The organism is Terrabacter sp. LjRoot27 (assembly GCF_964254175.1).
GTDB lineage: Bacteria > Actinomycetota > Actinomycetes > Actinomycetales > Dermatophilaceae > Terrabacter.
Map to the genome: position 1 here is coordinate 4,415,292 of NZ_CAXUSS020000001.1, position 15,284 is coordinate 4,430,575.

The 15,284-nt window shown below is 72.7% G+C and carries 12 protein-coding genes; 7 read left to right on the top strand and 5 right to left on the bottom strand.

Annotation, left to right across the window (positions count from 1 at the left end):
• The first annotated feature begins 50 nt into the window (after nt 1-50).
• Both ACSQ2D_RS20375 and ACSQ2D_RS20380 read left to right on the top strand, forming a co-directional pair.
• Nucleotides 51-1,088 carry a hypothetical protein gene (locus ACSQ2D_RS20375; RefSeq protein WP_435987737.1) on the top strand — a complete coding sequence of 346 codons (1,038 nt, stop codon included), beginning with the start codon at nt 51-53 and terminating at the stop codon, nt 1,086-1,088.
• A 35-nt stretch (nt 1,089-1,123) separates the two neighbouring features.
• Nucleotides 1,124-3,049, top strand: a complete 1,926-nt coding sequence (locus ACSQ2D_RS20380) for a penicillin-binding transpeptidase domain-containing protein (protein ID WP_435987738.1) — start codon at nt 1,124-1,126, stop codon at nt 3,047-3,049.
• Nucleotides 3,050-3,151: 102 nt separating this feature from the next.
• Here the strand turns inward: ACSQ2D_RS20380 and ACSQ2D_RS20385 are convergent, their stop codons facing one another.
• Entirely contained in the window at nt 3,152-5,110 is a 1,959-nt protein-coding gene (locus tag ACSQ2D_RS20385) for an N-acetylmuramoyl-L-alanine amidase (RefSeq protein WP_435987739.1), read from the bottom strand.
• A 235-nt stretch (nt 5,111-5,345) separates the two neighbouring features.
• Between ACSQ2D_RS20385 and ACSQ2D_RS20390 the strand changes: the two genes are divergently transcribed.
• A complete protein-coding gene (locus tag ACSQ2D_RS20390) occupies nt 5,346-5,966 on the top strand; it encodes a hypothetical protein (protein WP_435987740.1) in 621 nt (206 codons plus the stop codon).
• Between the two features lie 191 nt (nt 5,967-6,157).
• On the opposite strand, the gene ACSQ2D_RS20395 is transcribed toward ACSQ2D_RS20390, so the two are convergent.
• Both ACSQ2D_RS20395 and mobA read right to left on the bottom strand, forming a co-directional pair.
• A complete protein-coding gene (locus tag ACSQ2D_RS20395; protein ID WP_435987741.1) occupies nt 6,158-8,215 on the bottom strand; it encodes a M4 family metallopeptidase in 2,058 nt (685 codons plus the stop codon).
• A 235-nt stretch (nt 8,216-8,450) separates the two neighbouring features.
• A complete protein-coding gene (mobA, locus tag ACSQ2D_RS20400; RefSeq protein WP_435987742.1) occupies nt 8,451-9,071 on the bottom strand; it encodes a molybdenum cofactor guanylyltransferase in 621 nt (206 codons plus the stop codon).
• A gap of 38 nt (nt 9,072-9,109) precedes the next feature.
• Between mobA and fdhD the strand changes: the two genes are divergently transcribed.
• The gene (fdhD, locus tag ACSQ2D_RS20405) at nt 9,110-9,958 is read left to right on the top strand and encodes a formate dehydrogenase accessory sulfurtransferase FdhD (RefSeq protein ID WP_435987743.1); all 849 of its coding nucleotides are present in this window, start codon (nt 9,110-9,112) and stop codon (nt 9,956-9,958) included.
• A 26-nt stretch (nt 9,959-9,984) separates the two neighbouring features.
• Nucleotides 9,985-10,323 (top strand): YciI family protein, encoded by a 339-nt coding sequence (locus tag ACSQ2D_RS20410; RefSeq protein ID WP_435987744.1) that lies wholly within the window; start codon nt 9,985-9,987, stop codon nt 10,321-10,323.
• A gap of 167 nt (nt 10,324-10,490) precedes the next feature.
• Here the strand turns inward: ACSQ2D_RS20410 and ACSQ2D_RS20415 are convergent, their stop codons facing one another.
• Nucleotides 10,491-12,128: an ABC-F family ATP-binding cassette domain-containing protein gene (locus tag ACSQ2D_RS20415; protein ID WP_435987745.1), complete on the bottom strand. Its 1,638-nt coding sequence runs from the start codon at nt 12,126-12,128 to the stop codon at nt 10,491-10,493.
• A 36-nt stretch (nt 12,129-12,164) separates the two neighbouring features.
• Nucleotides 12,165-13,358, bottom strand: coding sequence for a molybdopterin molybdotransferase MoeA (locus tag ACSQ2D_RS20420; RefSeq protein WP_435987746.1), 1,194 nt, complete (start codon nt 13,356-13,358; stop codon nt 12,165-12,167).
• A 42-nt stretch (nt 13,359-13,400) separates the two neighbouring features.
• Here ACSQ2D_RS20420 and ACSQ2D_RS20425 point away from each other — a divergent pair, with 42 nt between their 5' ends.
• On the top strand, nt 13,401-14,720 hold the full coding sequence (locus ACSQ2D_RS20425; protein ID WP_435987747.1) for a glycoside hydrolase family 1 protein: 1,320 nt from the start codon (nt 13,401-13,403) through the stop codon (nt 14,718-14,720).
• A gap of 80 nt (nt 14,721-14,800) precedes the next feature.
• The gene (locus tag ACSQ2D_RS20430; protein WP_435987748.1) at nt 14,801-15,217 is read left to right on the top strand and encodes a hypothetical protein; all 417 of its coding nucleotides are present in this window, start codon (nt 14,801-14,803) and stop codon (nt 15,215-15,217) included.
• The last annotated feature ends 67 nt before the right edge of the window (nt 15,218-15,284 follow it).

Genomic DNA, 15,284 nt, shown 5'->3' on the forward strand with positions numbered 1-15,284 from the left:
GAGCACGCCGACGATTGGCGGATGTCGGTCAGTCATGATCGGATCTGCGCGTGGACACCGGCGTTGGCGTGGGCAGTGTGGCGCCCCATCGGCCTGCCCGCGACCACCTCTGGCCGGTCCTGCCGCTCGCGGCGGCGGCCTGGTGGGTCGGCGGCGCGCTGCCCTGGACCATCGACGGGCTCGGCGCACGGTCGCCGCGCAACTGGCCCTTCGACGTCGCCACCGGCTCGGCGACGGACGGCTACATCAGCCTGCTCCCCTTCACGACGGCGCGCCTCGGGCTGCTCCTGACGATCACGCTCGTCGGCGGCGCGCTCGCGGCCCTCGCGACGCTCTGGGTGCGTCCCCGCGCCGGGCGACGTCTCCGGGTGGCTGCGCTCGCCGTCCTCGGCGCCCTGACGTCCAGCGCCTACACGATCGCCCAGTCGGCCGGCGCCACCCGCCAGCTCGGCAGCGACTTCGACCGCGACGACCGCGTCATCCTCGGCGTCCTCGCCGTGGCGGTCGTGGGCACCGTCCTCGGTCTCGTGCTGGGTCTGACCGTCGCCCTGGGCGGCCCGGTGCTGCGCGCCCTGGCCGCCGCACCGCTGGCCGTCGCCCTCGGCAGCTGGGTCAGTGCCGTCCTCGTCGCGCTGCTCGGCCTCCAGCGTTCGCTGGGCCTGCTGCAGTGGAGCCCGGTCGTCGTGGGTGTGGCCGCGGGTCTCGCCCTGGCCGGCTTGGGGCTGCGACCGGCGCGACGCCTCGTCGCGTGGCTCGCGGTGCTCGTCCTCCTCTCCGTCTGCGCCGCCGGCCAGACCGCCTTCTCCTACCTCGCCTCCTACCTGCGGCCCCGTTCGGGGCTGCCCAACGGGCTGCGCGACCACGTCGAGGCGAGCCGCGACGTCTTCGTCGCCGCCCTCTCACCGGCCGACCAGGCCTGGGGCGTGCACCTCGTCGCCATCGCCGTCGGCCTGCTCGGGTCGCTCGTGCTGTGGCGGCGTCCCCGCACACCGAGCAGCCCCGGGACCGCGCGCCGGGCACCCGGCCCGACCACCCGGCATACGACCGCTCCTGCACAGGACCGTCACGTGGGCGCCACGACCTCATGACACGGGGGCCGCGGCCCGGCACGTACCGTGGAGCCATGCTCAGGGGATCTCGCGCCAGGACTCTCGTCGCCGTCTCGCTCTCGGGGGTGCTCGTCGGCACGCTCGGTGCAGGATGCTCGCTCTTCGAGTCGCCGCCGAAGCCCGACGACACCGCGCGCGCCCTCGCGACCGGCCTGGCCACGGGTGACCTCGGTGCGGTCACGTTCAAGAACACGACCCCCGCGAAGGCGACCACCTTCGTCAAGGCGGCCTACAAGGACCTCGGCACGCTGCGCCCGCAGGTGTCCCTCAGCGAGATGAGCCACAACGAGGGCTCCGACCACGCCACGGCCACGCTCTTCACCCGCTGGGACGTCTCGACGTCCCCCACCGACTGGACCTACGAGACCCAGGTCGACCTGACCCTCGTCGACGACCAGTGGCGGGTGTCGTGGACGCCGGGCGTCGTGGCGCCCCGGCTCACCTCCGACGAGACCCTCGACCTCGCGCGCAAGTGGCCGCGGCGAGCCGACATCGTCGACTCCTCCGGCGGCAAGATCATGACCGAGCGCGAGGTCGCCGCCGTCGGCATCGACAAGACGAAGGTGTCGGGGGCCGAGGCCACGGCCTCGGCGAAGAAGCTCGCCGCGCTCGTCGAGATCGACCCCGCCCGGTTCGCGGCGAAGGTCGAGGCCGCCGGCTCGAAGGCCTTCGTCGAGGGCGTCACCCTGCGCGCCACCGACCCGATCATCGAGGAGCGCGGCGCCGCCATCGAGAAGGTCAAGGGCGCGCTCACCGTCCCGGCCCTGCAGGTGCTCGGGCCGAGCCGCACCTGGGCCGCCCCGATCCTCGGCACCGTCGGCGAGGCCACGGCCGAGCAGATCAAGGCCTCCAAGGACACCCTCGAGGCCGGCGACACCGTCGGCAAGAACGGCCTCCAGTACCGCTACGACGCCCGGCTGCGCGGCACGCCGGGCCTCGCCGTGCACGCCGTCAAGCGCGGCGCCGACGGCAGCGCCCTCGACAAGCGCGAGCTCTTCGCCGAGCAGTCGACCGAGGGCGAGCCGCTGACGATCACCCTCGACCCCAAGGCGCAGTCCGCGGCCGAGGCCGCGCTCGCCAAGCAGACGAAGCACCCGACCGCGCTCGTCGCCGTCCGGGTGTCGACCGGTGAGGTGCTCGCCGCCGCCGTCGGGCCCGCCGCTGCCGGTACGACGCTCGCCCTCGCCGGCAAGGAGGCGCCGGGCTCGACGTTCAAGATCGTCAGCTCGCTCGCCAACGTGCGCAAGGGCGCCACGGCCGAGACGAAGCTGCCGTGCACCGAGACGCTCACCGTCAACGGTCGCCGGTTCAGCAACTACACGACCTACCCCAAGGACAAGCTGGGCGACATCCCGATGCGGACCGCCCTCGCCTACTCGTGCAACACCGCCTTCATCAGCCAGTACAAGAAGGTGAGCCAGGACGACCTCGTGTCGGCCGCGCAGTCGCTCGGCATGGGCGAGAAGCTCGACCTGCCCTTCACCGGCTTCCTCGGCTCGGTGCCGACGACCGACGACGTCGTCGAGCACGCGGCGTCGTTCATCGGCCAGGGGCGCGTCGAGGCCTCGCCGCTGACGATGGCGCTCGTCGTCGCGTCGGTCATGAAGGGCCAGACGGTGCGCCCCCAGCTCGTGGCCGGCGCCACGGCGCTGCCGAAGCCCGCGACGCCCCTCGACCCCACCGAGGCGGGCGTGCTGCGGCAGGAGATGCGCGACGTCGTCGCCGAGGGGTCCGGCACGGTCCTCAAGCCGCTCGGCGTGGAGTACGCCAAGACCGGCACCGCCGAGTTCGGCACGAAGAGCCCGCCCGACACCCACGTGTGGATGGTCGCCGGCCGCGGGGACATCGCGATCGCGGCCTACAACGAGGTCGGCGACAACGGCGTGACCGGCGCCGCGCCCTTCATCGTCAGCTTCCTCAAGGCCTACGACCTCCGCTGACACCGTCGAAGGGCCACAAACCGGGCCCGAACGCGGTCGAAGGGCCACAAACCTGCCCGGTTTGTGGCCCTTCGACGGTTGGGGTGGGGGGTCCCCCGCGGGCTAGCGGGCCGTCACGACGTCGACGTCCGCGGCGCGGACGTAGGCGAAGCGGTGGCCGAGCGAGATCTGGTAGTAGCGGTCCTGCCCGACGACGTCGACGTGGTCGTTCGGGGTGTCGAGCGAGAACGTCGACGCGCGGTAGTAGTTCGTCGGGACCGTGAGGTCGCCGACGGCATACCGCTGGCCCGCCGCAAAGGTGTACTGCAGCGGGGCGAGCGCCTGGACCGGGATGCCCGCGGGGTACGCGGACGCCTCGGGGTAGGCGCGGCCGTAGACGGGCGCCTTGGCCAGGCCCGCCTTGGGCACGACGTAGGAGCCCTTGACCGGGACGGCCGTCGGGTCGCTCGCCGGGTTGAGGAACCAGCCCTTGACCCCGTTGAACCAGATCGCCGTCCAGTCACCGCGGCGCTCGGCCACGGCGAAGGTCAGACCCGTCTGGGCGCGCGCCCCGATGTCGGACACGCTCGTCGTCGACGGCGTGCCGTTCGGCTTGCGGCCGATGTCGTTGACGAGCGGTGCGCTCGCCGACGGCTCGGTGTGCAGGTAGACGAAGTTCGTGCCCTGCGGCCGGCAGGCCACGCCCGCGGTCGTGCACGAGGTCACCGGCTGGATGTTGTCCTCGAAGCCGGGGAGGATGCGGACGAGGTCCTTGGCGTCACCGGACTGGTGCGCCGAGAGCGGAGCCCCGAGCAGCTGGAAGTAGTGCTCCCAGTTCCAGTAGGGGCCCGGGTCCCAGTGCATGCCGGCGACGTTGGCCGGCGTGACGCCGGGGATCTGGTCGTGGCCGAAGATGTGCTGCATGTCGAGCGGGATGTCGTACTTCGTCGCGAGGTAGCGCACGAGACGGGCCGACGAGCGGTACATCGGCTCGCTGAACCACTCGGCGCCGACCGGCGCGAAGCCCTCGTGCTCGAGGCCGATCGAGTGGCTGTTGACGTACCAGTTGCCCGCGTGCCAGCCGACGTCCTGCGGCTCGAGGTGCTGGGCGATGTGGCCGTCGGAGCTGCGCAGGCTGTACTGCCACGACACGTAGGTCGGGTCGCTGACGAGCTTGAGCGTCGTGGCGTAGCTCGCCTCGGTGTCGTGGATGACGATGTTGGTGATCTTCGGCGCGCGCGGGCGCTGGGCGAGGTCGTGGTTGCCGTAGTCGCCGTCGCCGAACTCCTCGTAGGGCGCGGGGATCCACTCGCAGTCGAGCCCGGGCGGGCAGTCGACGGGGCCGCCGTTGGGCTTCTTGAGCAGCCCGAGACGGTCGACCTGAGCGGTGTCGGCCGTGACGGCCGAGGGCAGCAGGGAGACCTCCTTGCCGTCGACGGTGCGGCGCGAGGCACCGGACGCGATGACGGAGTACGTGTCGTCGGCGAAGGCCTCGGCGACGTCCTCCTGCACGGAGCCGGAGGCGTCGGCCACGGCGGCGTACCACTGGCCGGCGTCGGTGGCCTCGCCCGTGGGCAGGCCCAGCCGCTTCTGCGTCGCGGCCAGCAGGGCCGCCCCGCCCCGGATGTTGGCGAGCTCGTCGGTGCGCAGCGCGTCCTCGGGGAGCCCGGTCAGCTCGGCCGCCCGGCCGAGCGTGTCGGCCACGGGAGCGGCCTCCGGCGCCGGCGCGTCCCCGAGGCCCTTCGCCTCGGCCCGCGTGCCGAGGCCCGCGTCGACGAGGTGCATCGGCCCGTAGCCGCCCGACGTGCTGTGGCCCGGGTTGAAGTCCCAGCGCGTCTGCGCGTAGGACACGGCCTCGAGCACGGAGCGGGGCACGCCGTACTCGGTCGATGCCGCCTCGAAGGCGCGCTCTCGGCTCGCCGGGTCGCTGCCCGAGGCCGAGGCCGACGGGTCCGCGGCCTGCGCGGCCGGGCTCGTCAGCGCCAGGCCGGCGGCGACGGCCGCGACAGCCCCCAGCGCGGCGACGGACCGCCGCGCCCGTCGGGCTCCCGGAGTCCGGTGTGGTGTGGAGTTGGGTATCACTCGATCGTCCCTTTCATGTCCCTGGTGACCGCAGGTTGCTGACCGCCGACGTGGGTCCGTCGGTGCCCGCATCCGTGCGGATGGGTGCGTCCGGCCCCGAGCCCGACACACACCTCTGACACCGAGCATTCCTGCGCACCCCGAGGCCCGCCACTTGAAACCGTCATCCAAGCGTTGTCCCGAATCCACCGCGTCAGGCGTGCATCGCCCGCCGCGAGGGGCCACCATGGTCTGCATGGGGCGCGCAGGCCTGTGCGTGGGGATGGCCGTCGCAGCACTCTTCGTCGGGGGCTGCGGGTCGGCCACGCCCGACGACGGATCGACCGGCGGGGTGACCCCGGCGGCCCCCACGGCCACGTCGTCGACGACCTCGGCCCTGCGCTTCGGGGCCGCCGGCGACGACGCGCTCGGGTCGTCCTACGGGCCCGCCTTCCCGTTGACGTTGCGTCGCACCGGCGGCATCGCCGGCTTCGACGACCAGGTCGTGCTCGAGGCCAACGGCCGGGTCCGCGTCGAGACGCGCTCGGTCCACGGCCGCGTGTGCACCCTCAGCGCCCCGCAGCAGCGCCAGCTCGTCACGCTCCTCGCGACGCTCCGCCTCGGCCCCTCGACGACCGCGCCGTCGACCGACGGCTCCCTCGGGGGCGACCCCGACGCCGTCCCCGAGAGCGACCCGATCACGATCTCCGTCACCGACCACCAGGCCCGCGCGATCGACCTCAGCGACCCGTCGCTCGGCGAGATCTCGGGCCTCGTCGGGGTGCTCGTCAGCGACGTCACGCTCTCGGTGCCGGCGACGACCCGCTGCACGACGCCGTCGACACCCGTCGCTCCCCCCGCCGCGCCCGCTCCCTGAGCGACCGCTCCCTGAGAGCCCGCTCCTGAGCGCCCGCCCGGCGTTCGGCCGCGCGGCAGTCGCGCCGAGCGGCACGCGTCCCCCGCCACACGCACGAGGTCGGTATGCCGCGGGGCTGACCCGGCGGCATACCGACCTCTGGTGGTGCGTGTCCTTCAGGGCAGCTCACGCGGCCCGACGTGCTGTGTCCGTCAGAAGTTCGTCGACACGTCGTCGATGACGAAGCTCGTCTGGAGCGAGGAGTCCTCGGTGGAGGCGAACTTCAGCGTGACGTTCGTGCCCTTGTAGGCCGTGAGGTCGAGCGTCTTGGCGACGTAGGACGCCTTCGGCGTGGACAGGTTGGAGAAGCTGGCCTTGGTCACGCCGTTGAGCTGGACCGTGGCCTTGTCGTATGCCGTCGAGGTCGTCGTCTCGGCCGTGTCGATGCGGATGTAGTACGTCAGCGTCGGCGAGGTGGCCGTGGACGGGACGGAGAAGGTCTGCGACTCGTTCTCGGAGGCCGTCGTGCCGTTGCCGCCGAGCCACAGCTTCCACGAACCGGTGCGCGCGGGGCGACCCGTGTTGTTCGTGATCGGGCCGGAGGTGCCGGTCCAGCCGGTCTGGCCGGACTCGAAGCCGCCGTTGGTCAGCGCAGCGCCGGTGGGCGGGGGCGTCGTGCCGCCGCACGTCTCGGTGCTGGCCGGGGCGGAGATGGCCGCCATGGCGTTGTCGACCGCGGTGCACTCGGCCGAGCCGGCGCCGTAGAGGTCCTTGGCCGCCTTGATGACGCCGGTGCGGGCAGCGGCGTAGTTGCTGCTCGAGGTGAGGTACGTCGACAGCGTGCGGTACCAGATCTTCTCGACCTTGAGGTGGCCGATGCCGGTCACGGTCGAGGCGTTGCACGTCGGGCTGTTGTAGGACGTGCCGTTGATCGTCTTGGCGCCCGAGCCCTCGGAGGCCAGGTAGTACCAGTGGTTCAGCGGGCCGGAGGAGTAGTGCGGGTCGAGGCCACCGAGGGAGCTGCTCCAGCAGTCCTTCGAGGCGCCGTCCTTGCTCGGCTTGTCCATGTAGCGCAGCGGCGTGCCGTTGCCGTTGATGTTGATCTCTTCGCCGATGAGGTAGTCGGGGGTGTCGCTCGGGTTGTTCGAGTACCACTCGACGCCCGTGCCGAAGATGTCGGACGTCGCCTCGTTGAGGCCGCCCGCGTCGCCGGAGTAGTTGAGGCCGGCGGTGTTCTCGGTGACGCCGTGGCTCATCTCGTGGCCGGCGACGTCGAGCTCGACGAGCGGGGCGGCGTTGCCCGCGCCGTCGCCGTACGTCATCTGCGTGCCGTCCCAGAAGGCGTTGACGTAGTTCTGGCCGTAGTGGACGCGGCTGCGGGCGCCGGTGCCGTTGTTCCAGATGCCGGCACGGCCGAGCTGGGTGTTGTAGTAGTCGTACGTCTTGCCGGCCCCGTAGTGGGCGTCGACGGCGGCCGACTGGCGGTTGCTCTGGAGGCCGTTGCCCCAGACGTCGTCGGCGTCGGTGAACGTCGTGCCGGTGCCGGACGTCGCCTGGTTGAGGTCGGTCGTGTAGTTGCCGTGCGAGTCCTTCATCGTGTAGCTCGTGCCGGCGGTCGTGCCGAGCGTGACGGAGCCGACGAAGATGCCGTTGCCCGTGCCGTGCTTGATATCGTCCCAGCTCGTCAGGGTCTTGCCCGTGGTGGCGTCGACGATCGTGTGCAGGCGGGTCGGGGTCTGGTCGGCCTTGATGCCCTCGGTGATGACCTCGTAGGCGAGCTTGGGGCCGGTGGCCGACTGGAAGACGACGAGCTCACCGGGGGTGGCGGTCTCCTTGTCGGCCTTCGACGCGGCGAGACCGGCCTGGTGCGCCTCGCTCTTGGAGACGCTCGGGGTCATCGTCGCGGGGGTGACGTTCTTGCGGTAGTTCCACGTGACGCTCTTGACGGCACCCGAGGAGTCCTTGTGGCTGACGAAGTCGCCGCCGATGACGCGCAGGCCGTCGAGGGTGCGCTCGTAGCGGACGTGCGTCGCGCCGTTGGCGTCCTGGATGACGGACTTGACGGTGAGCTTCTCGCCCGAGGCGAGGCCGAGGGCGCTCGCGGACGACGCGGCTCGGGACTGCTCGGTCGCCTTGAGGCTCTGCGACTCGGGGGCGGGCGCCTTGTCGCGTCCCGCACCGGCCGCTGCGCCCGCCGGGATCGCCGGCGAGATGGCGAGGGCGAGGGCGAGCAGCCCTCCGGTCGCCAGCCCAGACTTCAGTCGATTCACTGGTTGCTCCTTGTCGAGATGCGGCTCGAAGGCCGCCTGGAGGGAGTTCCGCTCATCTCACGACTTGAGATCGGGCCGGAACGAGCGTGACGTTCGCAGCAGCCCAGAACACGGGTCAACGGGGCTTACCAAGTCTTTGCCAAATGCGTTCCAAGTCCTGAGTAGCGCATGGCTGCAAGAGGATTCGCTGCAGGGCGCGACTTGGGCGATCTCCCAGAGTCGCCCGCCGAGGCGGTCAGTCGACGCCCGGACGGTGCTCCGCGCGGTCGCGCGCACGCGCGAGGTCGGCCGGTGTGTCGACGTCCAGGGCCACCTCGCCGGGGTCGTCCACCGACTGCGTGCGTATGCCGTGGGCGAGGTCGCGCACGCTCCTGCCGTAGGGGTCCCCGAGCTCCTCGAGACGCCCCTGCAGGGCGGGCAGGCGCCAGGCCGAGCAGAGCCAGTTGGTGCGTCCCTCGCGGTCGACCGTCACGGCGAGGTCGGCCGACCCGAGCGCGTCGAGGAGCCGGTCGACGTGGGCGGGGGTGACGAAGGGCAGGTCCGCGGCGAGCAGCACGACGGCATACGGCAGCGGGGTGTCGCCGGCGGCGTCGGTGACGAGGGCCGCGACGGCGGTGGACACGGCCGAGACGGGACCGCCGCCCGGGACGCGCTCCCACACGACGCGTACGCCCTCGGGGACGCCCTGGCCGGGACCGACGACGAGCGCCGGACGGTCGCCGGCCGCGTCGAGCACGCGCGCGACGAGGGGGCGACCACCCACGTCGAGGGCGGGCTTGTGGGAGCCCATGCGCCGGGAGGCCCCGCCCGTCAGGACGACGACGACCGGGGGTGCTTCGGGTGGGCGGGGCGGCACCCCTCGGAGTCTGGCACGGCGTCTGGCAGGCTGAGGCCATGGGACGGGTCACGGTACGGCGCAAGGTCACGACGATCGACCTCGCGACCCCGTCGACGACCACGCGGCCCGACACGCTCACCGTCGAGGAGCCGCTCGAGCTGCGGGTCAACGGCTCGCCGCTCACGGTGACGATGCGCACGCCGGGTCACGACATCGAGCTCGTCCACGGCTTCCTCATGTCCGAGGGGCTGGTCCGGTCGGCCGACGACATCGCGCTGGCGCGCTACTGCGAGGGCGCGGTCGTCTCCGGCGAGAGCGGCTTCGACGAGAACACCTACAACGTCATCGACGTGACGCTGGCGCCCGGCGTCGCCGCCCCGGCCGCGTCGGCCACGCGTGCCTTCTTCACGAACTCGTCGTGCGGCGTCTGCGGCAAGGCGAGCATCGAGCAGCTCCGGGCGCAGTCGGCCTTCGACGTGCGCTCCGACACGACGGAGTTCGCGGCCAAGATCGTCGCCGAGCTGCCCGACGCGCTGCGCGTCGAGCAGCGGTCGTTCGACAAGACGGGCGGGCTGCACGCCGCCGGCCTCTTCACCGCCGACGGCGAGCTGCTCGTCGTGCGCGAGGACGTCGGCCGGCACAACGCCGTCGACAAGGTCGTCGGGTGGGCCCTCCAGAGCGGACGCGTGCCGGGCGTCGGGTGCGTGCTCGTCGTCTCCGGGCGCGCGTCGTTCGAGCTGACGCAGAAGGCGATCATGGCCGGGATCCCCTGCCTCGCAGCGGTGTCGGCGCCGTCGTCGCTGGCCGTGGAGTGCGCCGAGGACGCCGGGATGAGCCTGCTCGGCTTCGTGCGCGGCACCCGCCTCAACGTGTATGCCGGCGCGCACCGGATCACGACCACCTGACCACCCGAGCGACTGGAGGCCCATCCGTGGCGATCTTCGCGATCCACTACACCTACCCCGACGACGCGACCGAGATGCTGACGATCCGTCCCGAGCACCGCGAGTGGCTGACCGGGCTGTCGGGCCTGCTCGTCGCCGGGATGTACCAGGACGGCATCGACGAGGTGAGCGAGGGCGAGCCGACCGAGCAGGAGGCGGTCAACGCAGCGCTCATCGTCTACTCCGGCGAGTCGCTCGAGGCGGTCACGGAGACGTTCGACCAGGACCCCTACTGGGTCGGCGGGCACATCCTGCGCCGCGTCGTGCGCCGGTGGGACCCGCCGCTCGGCCCCTGGGTCGCCGACCCGACCAACTCCCCCGGCTGAGGTCGCCGCCGCCGCTCCTCCTCGGCTCCTCTTCTTCGGGAAGTCACACCGGGCGCCCGTCGTCGCCCCCCACCTGGTCGCACACCTTGAGGTCAGGCACACCTCGGAGACGGTGTCCGGGTGGCCTCGACGTGCGCGGCTGGTGGCGCGGGGCGGTGGGCGCGAGGTCAGGTCGTGGTGACCTGGCCGGCCTCGACGTGCCAGCGCTCGTCGAGGCGGACGTTCTCGAGCAGCCGGCGGTCGTGCGAGACGAGCAGCAGGGCCCCGTCGTAGGCGTCGAGCGCCTCCTCGAGCTGCTCGATGGCGGGCAGGTCGAGGTGGTTCGTCGGCTCGTCGAGCACGAGGAGGTTGACGCCCCGCGCCTGCAGGAGTGCCATCGCGGCCCGGGTGCGCTCGCCGGGTGACAGCCGCCCCACGGCGCTGCCGACCTGGTCGGCCTTGAGCCCGAACTTCGCGAGCAGCGTGCGGCGGTCCGCAGGGTTGAGGTCGGGCACGGCCTCGCCGAACGCGTCCCCGAGCGGCAGGTCGTCGCGCAGGCCGGTACGGGCCTGGTCGATCTCGCCGACGGCGACGCTGGCGCCGAGCGAGGCGCCACCCTCGTCCGGGGCGAGCCGACCGAGCAGGAGCGAGAGCAGCGTGGTCTTGCCGGCTCCGTTGGGCCCGGTGATGCCGATGCGCCGACGGGCCTCGACCTGCAGCGACGCCGGACCGAAGGTCCAGTCACCCCGGCGCACCACGGCCTCGTTGAGCGTGGCCACGACCGAGCTCGAGCGGGGCGCCGCCGCGATGCTGAACTGGAGCACCCACTCCTTGCGCGGCTCGGCGACCTCGTCGAGCCGGGCGATCCGCGACTCCATCTGGCGCACCTTGCGCGCCTGCTTCTCGGCCGAGTCCTGCTGGGCCGAGCGCCGGATCTTGTCGTTGTCGGGGCTCTTCTTCATCGCGTTGCGCACGCCCTTGGACGACCACTCCCGCTGCGTGCGGGCCCGTGCTTCCAGGTCGGCCTTCGTGCCGGCATACGCCTCGTACGCCTCGCGGGCGTGCCGGCGGGCGACCTCCCGCTCGTCGAGGTAGGACTCGTAGCCGCCGTCGTGGACGGCGACCGAGTTCTGCGCGAGGTCGAGCTCGACGATGCGCGTGACGCAGCGGGCGAGGAACTCGCGGTCGTGCGAGACGAGCACGACGCCGCCGCGCTGCCCGTGGACGAAGGCCTCGAGCCGGTCGAGCCCGGCGAGGTCGAGGTCGTTGGTCGGCTCGTCGAGGAGCACGAGGTCGAAGCGGCTCAGCAGCAGCGCGGCGAGCGCCGCCCGTGCGGCCTGGCCACCGGAGAGCGAGGTCATGAGGGCGTCCGGCCCGACGTCGAGGCCGAGCTCGGCGAGCATCGGCGGGATGCGGTCGTCGAGGTCGGGCGCGCCGCTGACGAGCCAGTGGTCGAGCGCGACGGCATACGTCTCGTCGGCCGTCGGGTCGTCCCCGCCGAGGGCGGCGGCGGCCTCCTCCATGGCGAGGGTCGCGGCGGTCGCGCCGGTGCGGCGGCCGATGTGGTCGGCGACGGTCTCGCCGGGCACGCGCTCGTGCTCCTGCGGCAGCCAGCCGACGAAGGCGTCGGACGGCGCGGTCGTCACGGTGCCGCCGAGCGGCTCGGACTCGCCGGCGAGGAGGCGCAGCAGCGTCGACTTGCCCGCGCCGTTGGCGCCGACGACCCCGACGACGTCGCCCGGGGCGACCGTGAGGTCGAGGTGCTCGAAGAGGGTCCGGTGGGCGTGGCCCCCGGCGAGGTCCTTGGCCACCAGGGTCGCGCTCACGCTCACCAGCCTAGGGGCGCCCGGCGGGTGCCTCGTTCACACCGGGTGGACGACGACGAGGTCGCCCTCGATGAGCTGGTCGACGCCCTCGGGCACCTCGATGAGGCAGGTGGCCGCGGCGAGCGCCGTGAGGTGGCGGGCGTCGGGCGCGCTGACGGTGCCGTCGTCGTGGTGCACGCTCGTGACGAACTGGACGCGCCCTGCGCGCGTGCGACGCGTCCTGCCCACGTATGCCGCCCGGCCGGGTAGCGTCGCCGGCACCCCGTGGCGTCGGTCGAGGGCCGGACGCACGAGCACGTGGAAGGCGACGAACGCGCCGACCGGAGTCCCCGGCAGGCAGACGACCGGCGTGGACCCGTAGCGGCCGAGGCCCTGCGGACCGCCGGGCTGCATCGCGAGGTGGACGAACTCGAAGGTCGGCAGCGGCTCGCAGACCTGACGCACGACCTCGTAGGCGCCGGCGCTGACGCCACCGGTCGTGACGACGAGGTCGACGGCGGGGTCGGCGTCGAGCCCGTCGAGCAGGGCGCGCAGGTCGCCGGGCTCGTCGGAGCAGACGTCGACGTGGCGCACCTCGCAGCCCGCGGCCTCGGCGAGCGCGGCGACCATGTCGGAGTTGGACTCGTGGATGCCTCCCGCGCCGGGGTCGGCGTCCGGCGGCGCAAGCTCGGCGCCGGTCGCGATGACCGCGACCCGGGTCGGCACGTGGACCTCGACCGTCGTGCACCCGGCCGACCGGCCCAGGGCGATGAGCGCGGCCGTCACGGCGGTGCCGGCGGACGCGATGACCGACCCGGCCGTCACGTCCTCACCACGGGGACGGACGTGCTGGCCCGGTGCGGCATCGAGGTCGACGAGCACCCGCGACGGCGCGGGCCCGGTGGGGCTCGCGTCGGTGCGCTCGACCGGGACGACGGCGACGGTGCCCAGCGGCACCCGCGCTCCGGTCATGACCCGGGCCGCGTTGCCCGGCGCCAGCACGAAGTCGGGGGCCGACCCGGCGGGCACGTCCCCGACCACGGGGAAGGCGCGCTGGTCCGGCGCACCCGGGCACACGGCATACCCGTCCATGGCGGACGCGTCGAAGCGCGGGAGGTCGTCGGCCGCGACGAGGTCGGCGGCGAGCCGGCGGCCGGCGGCGTGCCGGTCGAGCGTCACGGTCTCGGTCGATCCGTCGCCGAGGAGCCGCGCGACGGCGGCCCGGTGATCGGCGACGGAGACGTGACCCACGCGCGCCAGTCTGTCGCATCGGGTGCCGGTACGTTGAGCCGCATGGCGACCGCTGACGGCTTCCGGCTCGACGGGGTGCTGCTCGGCGTCGCGACCGCGGCCACGCAGGTCGAGGGCGGCGACGTCGACAGCAGCTGGAGCGACTGGGCCGACCGGCCGGGCACCATCGCCGACGGCTCCAGCCCGCGGCGCGCGACCGACCACTGGCGACGGTGGCGCGAGGACACCGAGCTGATGGCCTCGCTCGGCGTGCAGGTCTACCGGCTGAGCGTCGAGTGGGCCCGTCTCGAGCCGCGCCCCGGCGTATGGGACGACGCAGCCTTCGCCCGCTATCGCGAGGAGCTGGAGCTGCTGCGCGACAGGGGGATCCGCCCTCTCGTGACGCTGCACCACTTCAGCCACCCGCTGTGGTTCGAGCGCGACGGCGGGTGGCTCGCACCCGGCGCGCTCTGGGTGTGGGAGCGGTTCGTCGCGGAGGTCGTGACGCGGCTCGGCGACCTCGTCGCGGAGTGGGTGACGATCAACGAGCCGAACGTCTACGTCACCGGTGCCCACGTGTTCGGCGACTTCCCGCCGGGCCACCGGAGCCTCCGCGAGGGCATGCGGGTCTACGGCGTGCTCGCGGCCGCGCACATCCGGGCGTACGCCCTCATCCACGCGCTGCGGCCAGCGCCAGACACGATGGTCGGGGTCGCCCACCACCTGCGGCTCTTCCGGCCGGGCAACCCGCGCAACCCGTGGCACCGAGCGCTGACGCCCGTCATGCGCCACCTCTTCCAGGACGCGATCGTGCGAGCGATGACGACCGGCGAGTTCGCGGCGCCGCTGCGCCGGCCGGACGGGATCACGCCGGGGCGCTACGCCGACTTCTTCGGTCTCAACTACTACTCCCGGACGACGGTGACGCGCTTCGACGACGGCACGCCGCCGGGCGTCCCCGTCAACGACCTCGGCTGGGAGGTGTATGCCGCCGGGCTGGGAGAGACGGCGCGGTGGGCCTGGGAGACCTACGGGCTCCCGGTCTGGGTCACCGAGAACGGCACGTGCGACGCCGCCGACGCCTTCCGTTCGCGCTACCTCTGGGAGCACCTCTCGGTCGTGAGCGACGTTCGGGCCCAAGGCGTTCCGGTCGAGCGCTACTACCACTGGTGCTTCGTCGACAACTGGGAGTGGAACGAGGGCGAGGGGCCGCGGTTCGGCCTCGTCGCCCTCGACTACGAGACGCAGGAGCGCACGGTCCGCGAGTCGGGTCGGTTCTTCGCCGAGATGGTCCGCGAGGGCGGAGCGACGCCCGACATGCACGCGAGATACGTTGCGGGACAGACGTATCCGATCAGCTCGACCGAGACCCACCACCGGTGAGGTGACCTCCCGCAGACGGCGGCGCGGACGCGGCGACGGGAGTACCGTCGAAGGGGTCGGACCTTCCCGAGGAGGCTGTCATGCGTCTCACCCCTCTCTGCGACGCGAGCTGGACCTACGACCTCATCCACGAGGTCGAGCCCTCGGCCGGACGCGACGGACGCGTCTACGGCCAGGGCACCGGCACCCTGACGGGCCGGTTGTCTGGCACGGCGTCGTGGTCGAACTTCCCACGCATCCGGGAGGGCTGGGCCTCGCCGGACGCCCGGGGCGTCATCCACGTCGACGACGGGGTCGTGCTCTTCACCCTGACCGGCCTGTCGTCGTTGACGGACGGGCGCGGCGTCCACGTCCTCACCTTCCAGGCCGAGGCGCCGTCGCACCGGTGGCTCGACGACGTCATCGCCATCAGCGAGGGGTCGATCGACGTCGAGCGCGGCCGTCTGCAGATGCGCTACTACGAGTGCGAGGTCGAGCTGCCGCTCAGCACTCGATGACCTTGACGGCGAGGCCGGCGCGCGCGACACACCCAAGCCGACTCCCAGCGAGCTGCCCTGTCCCTTG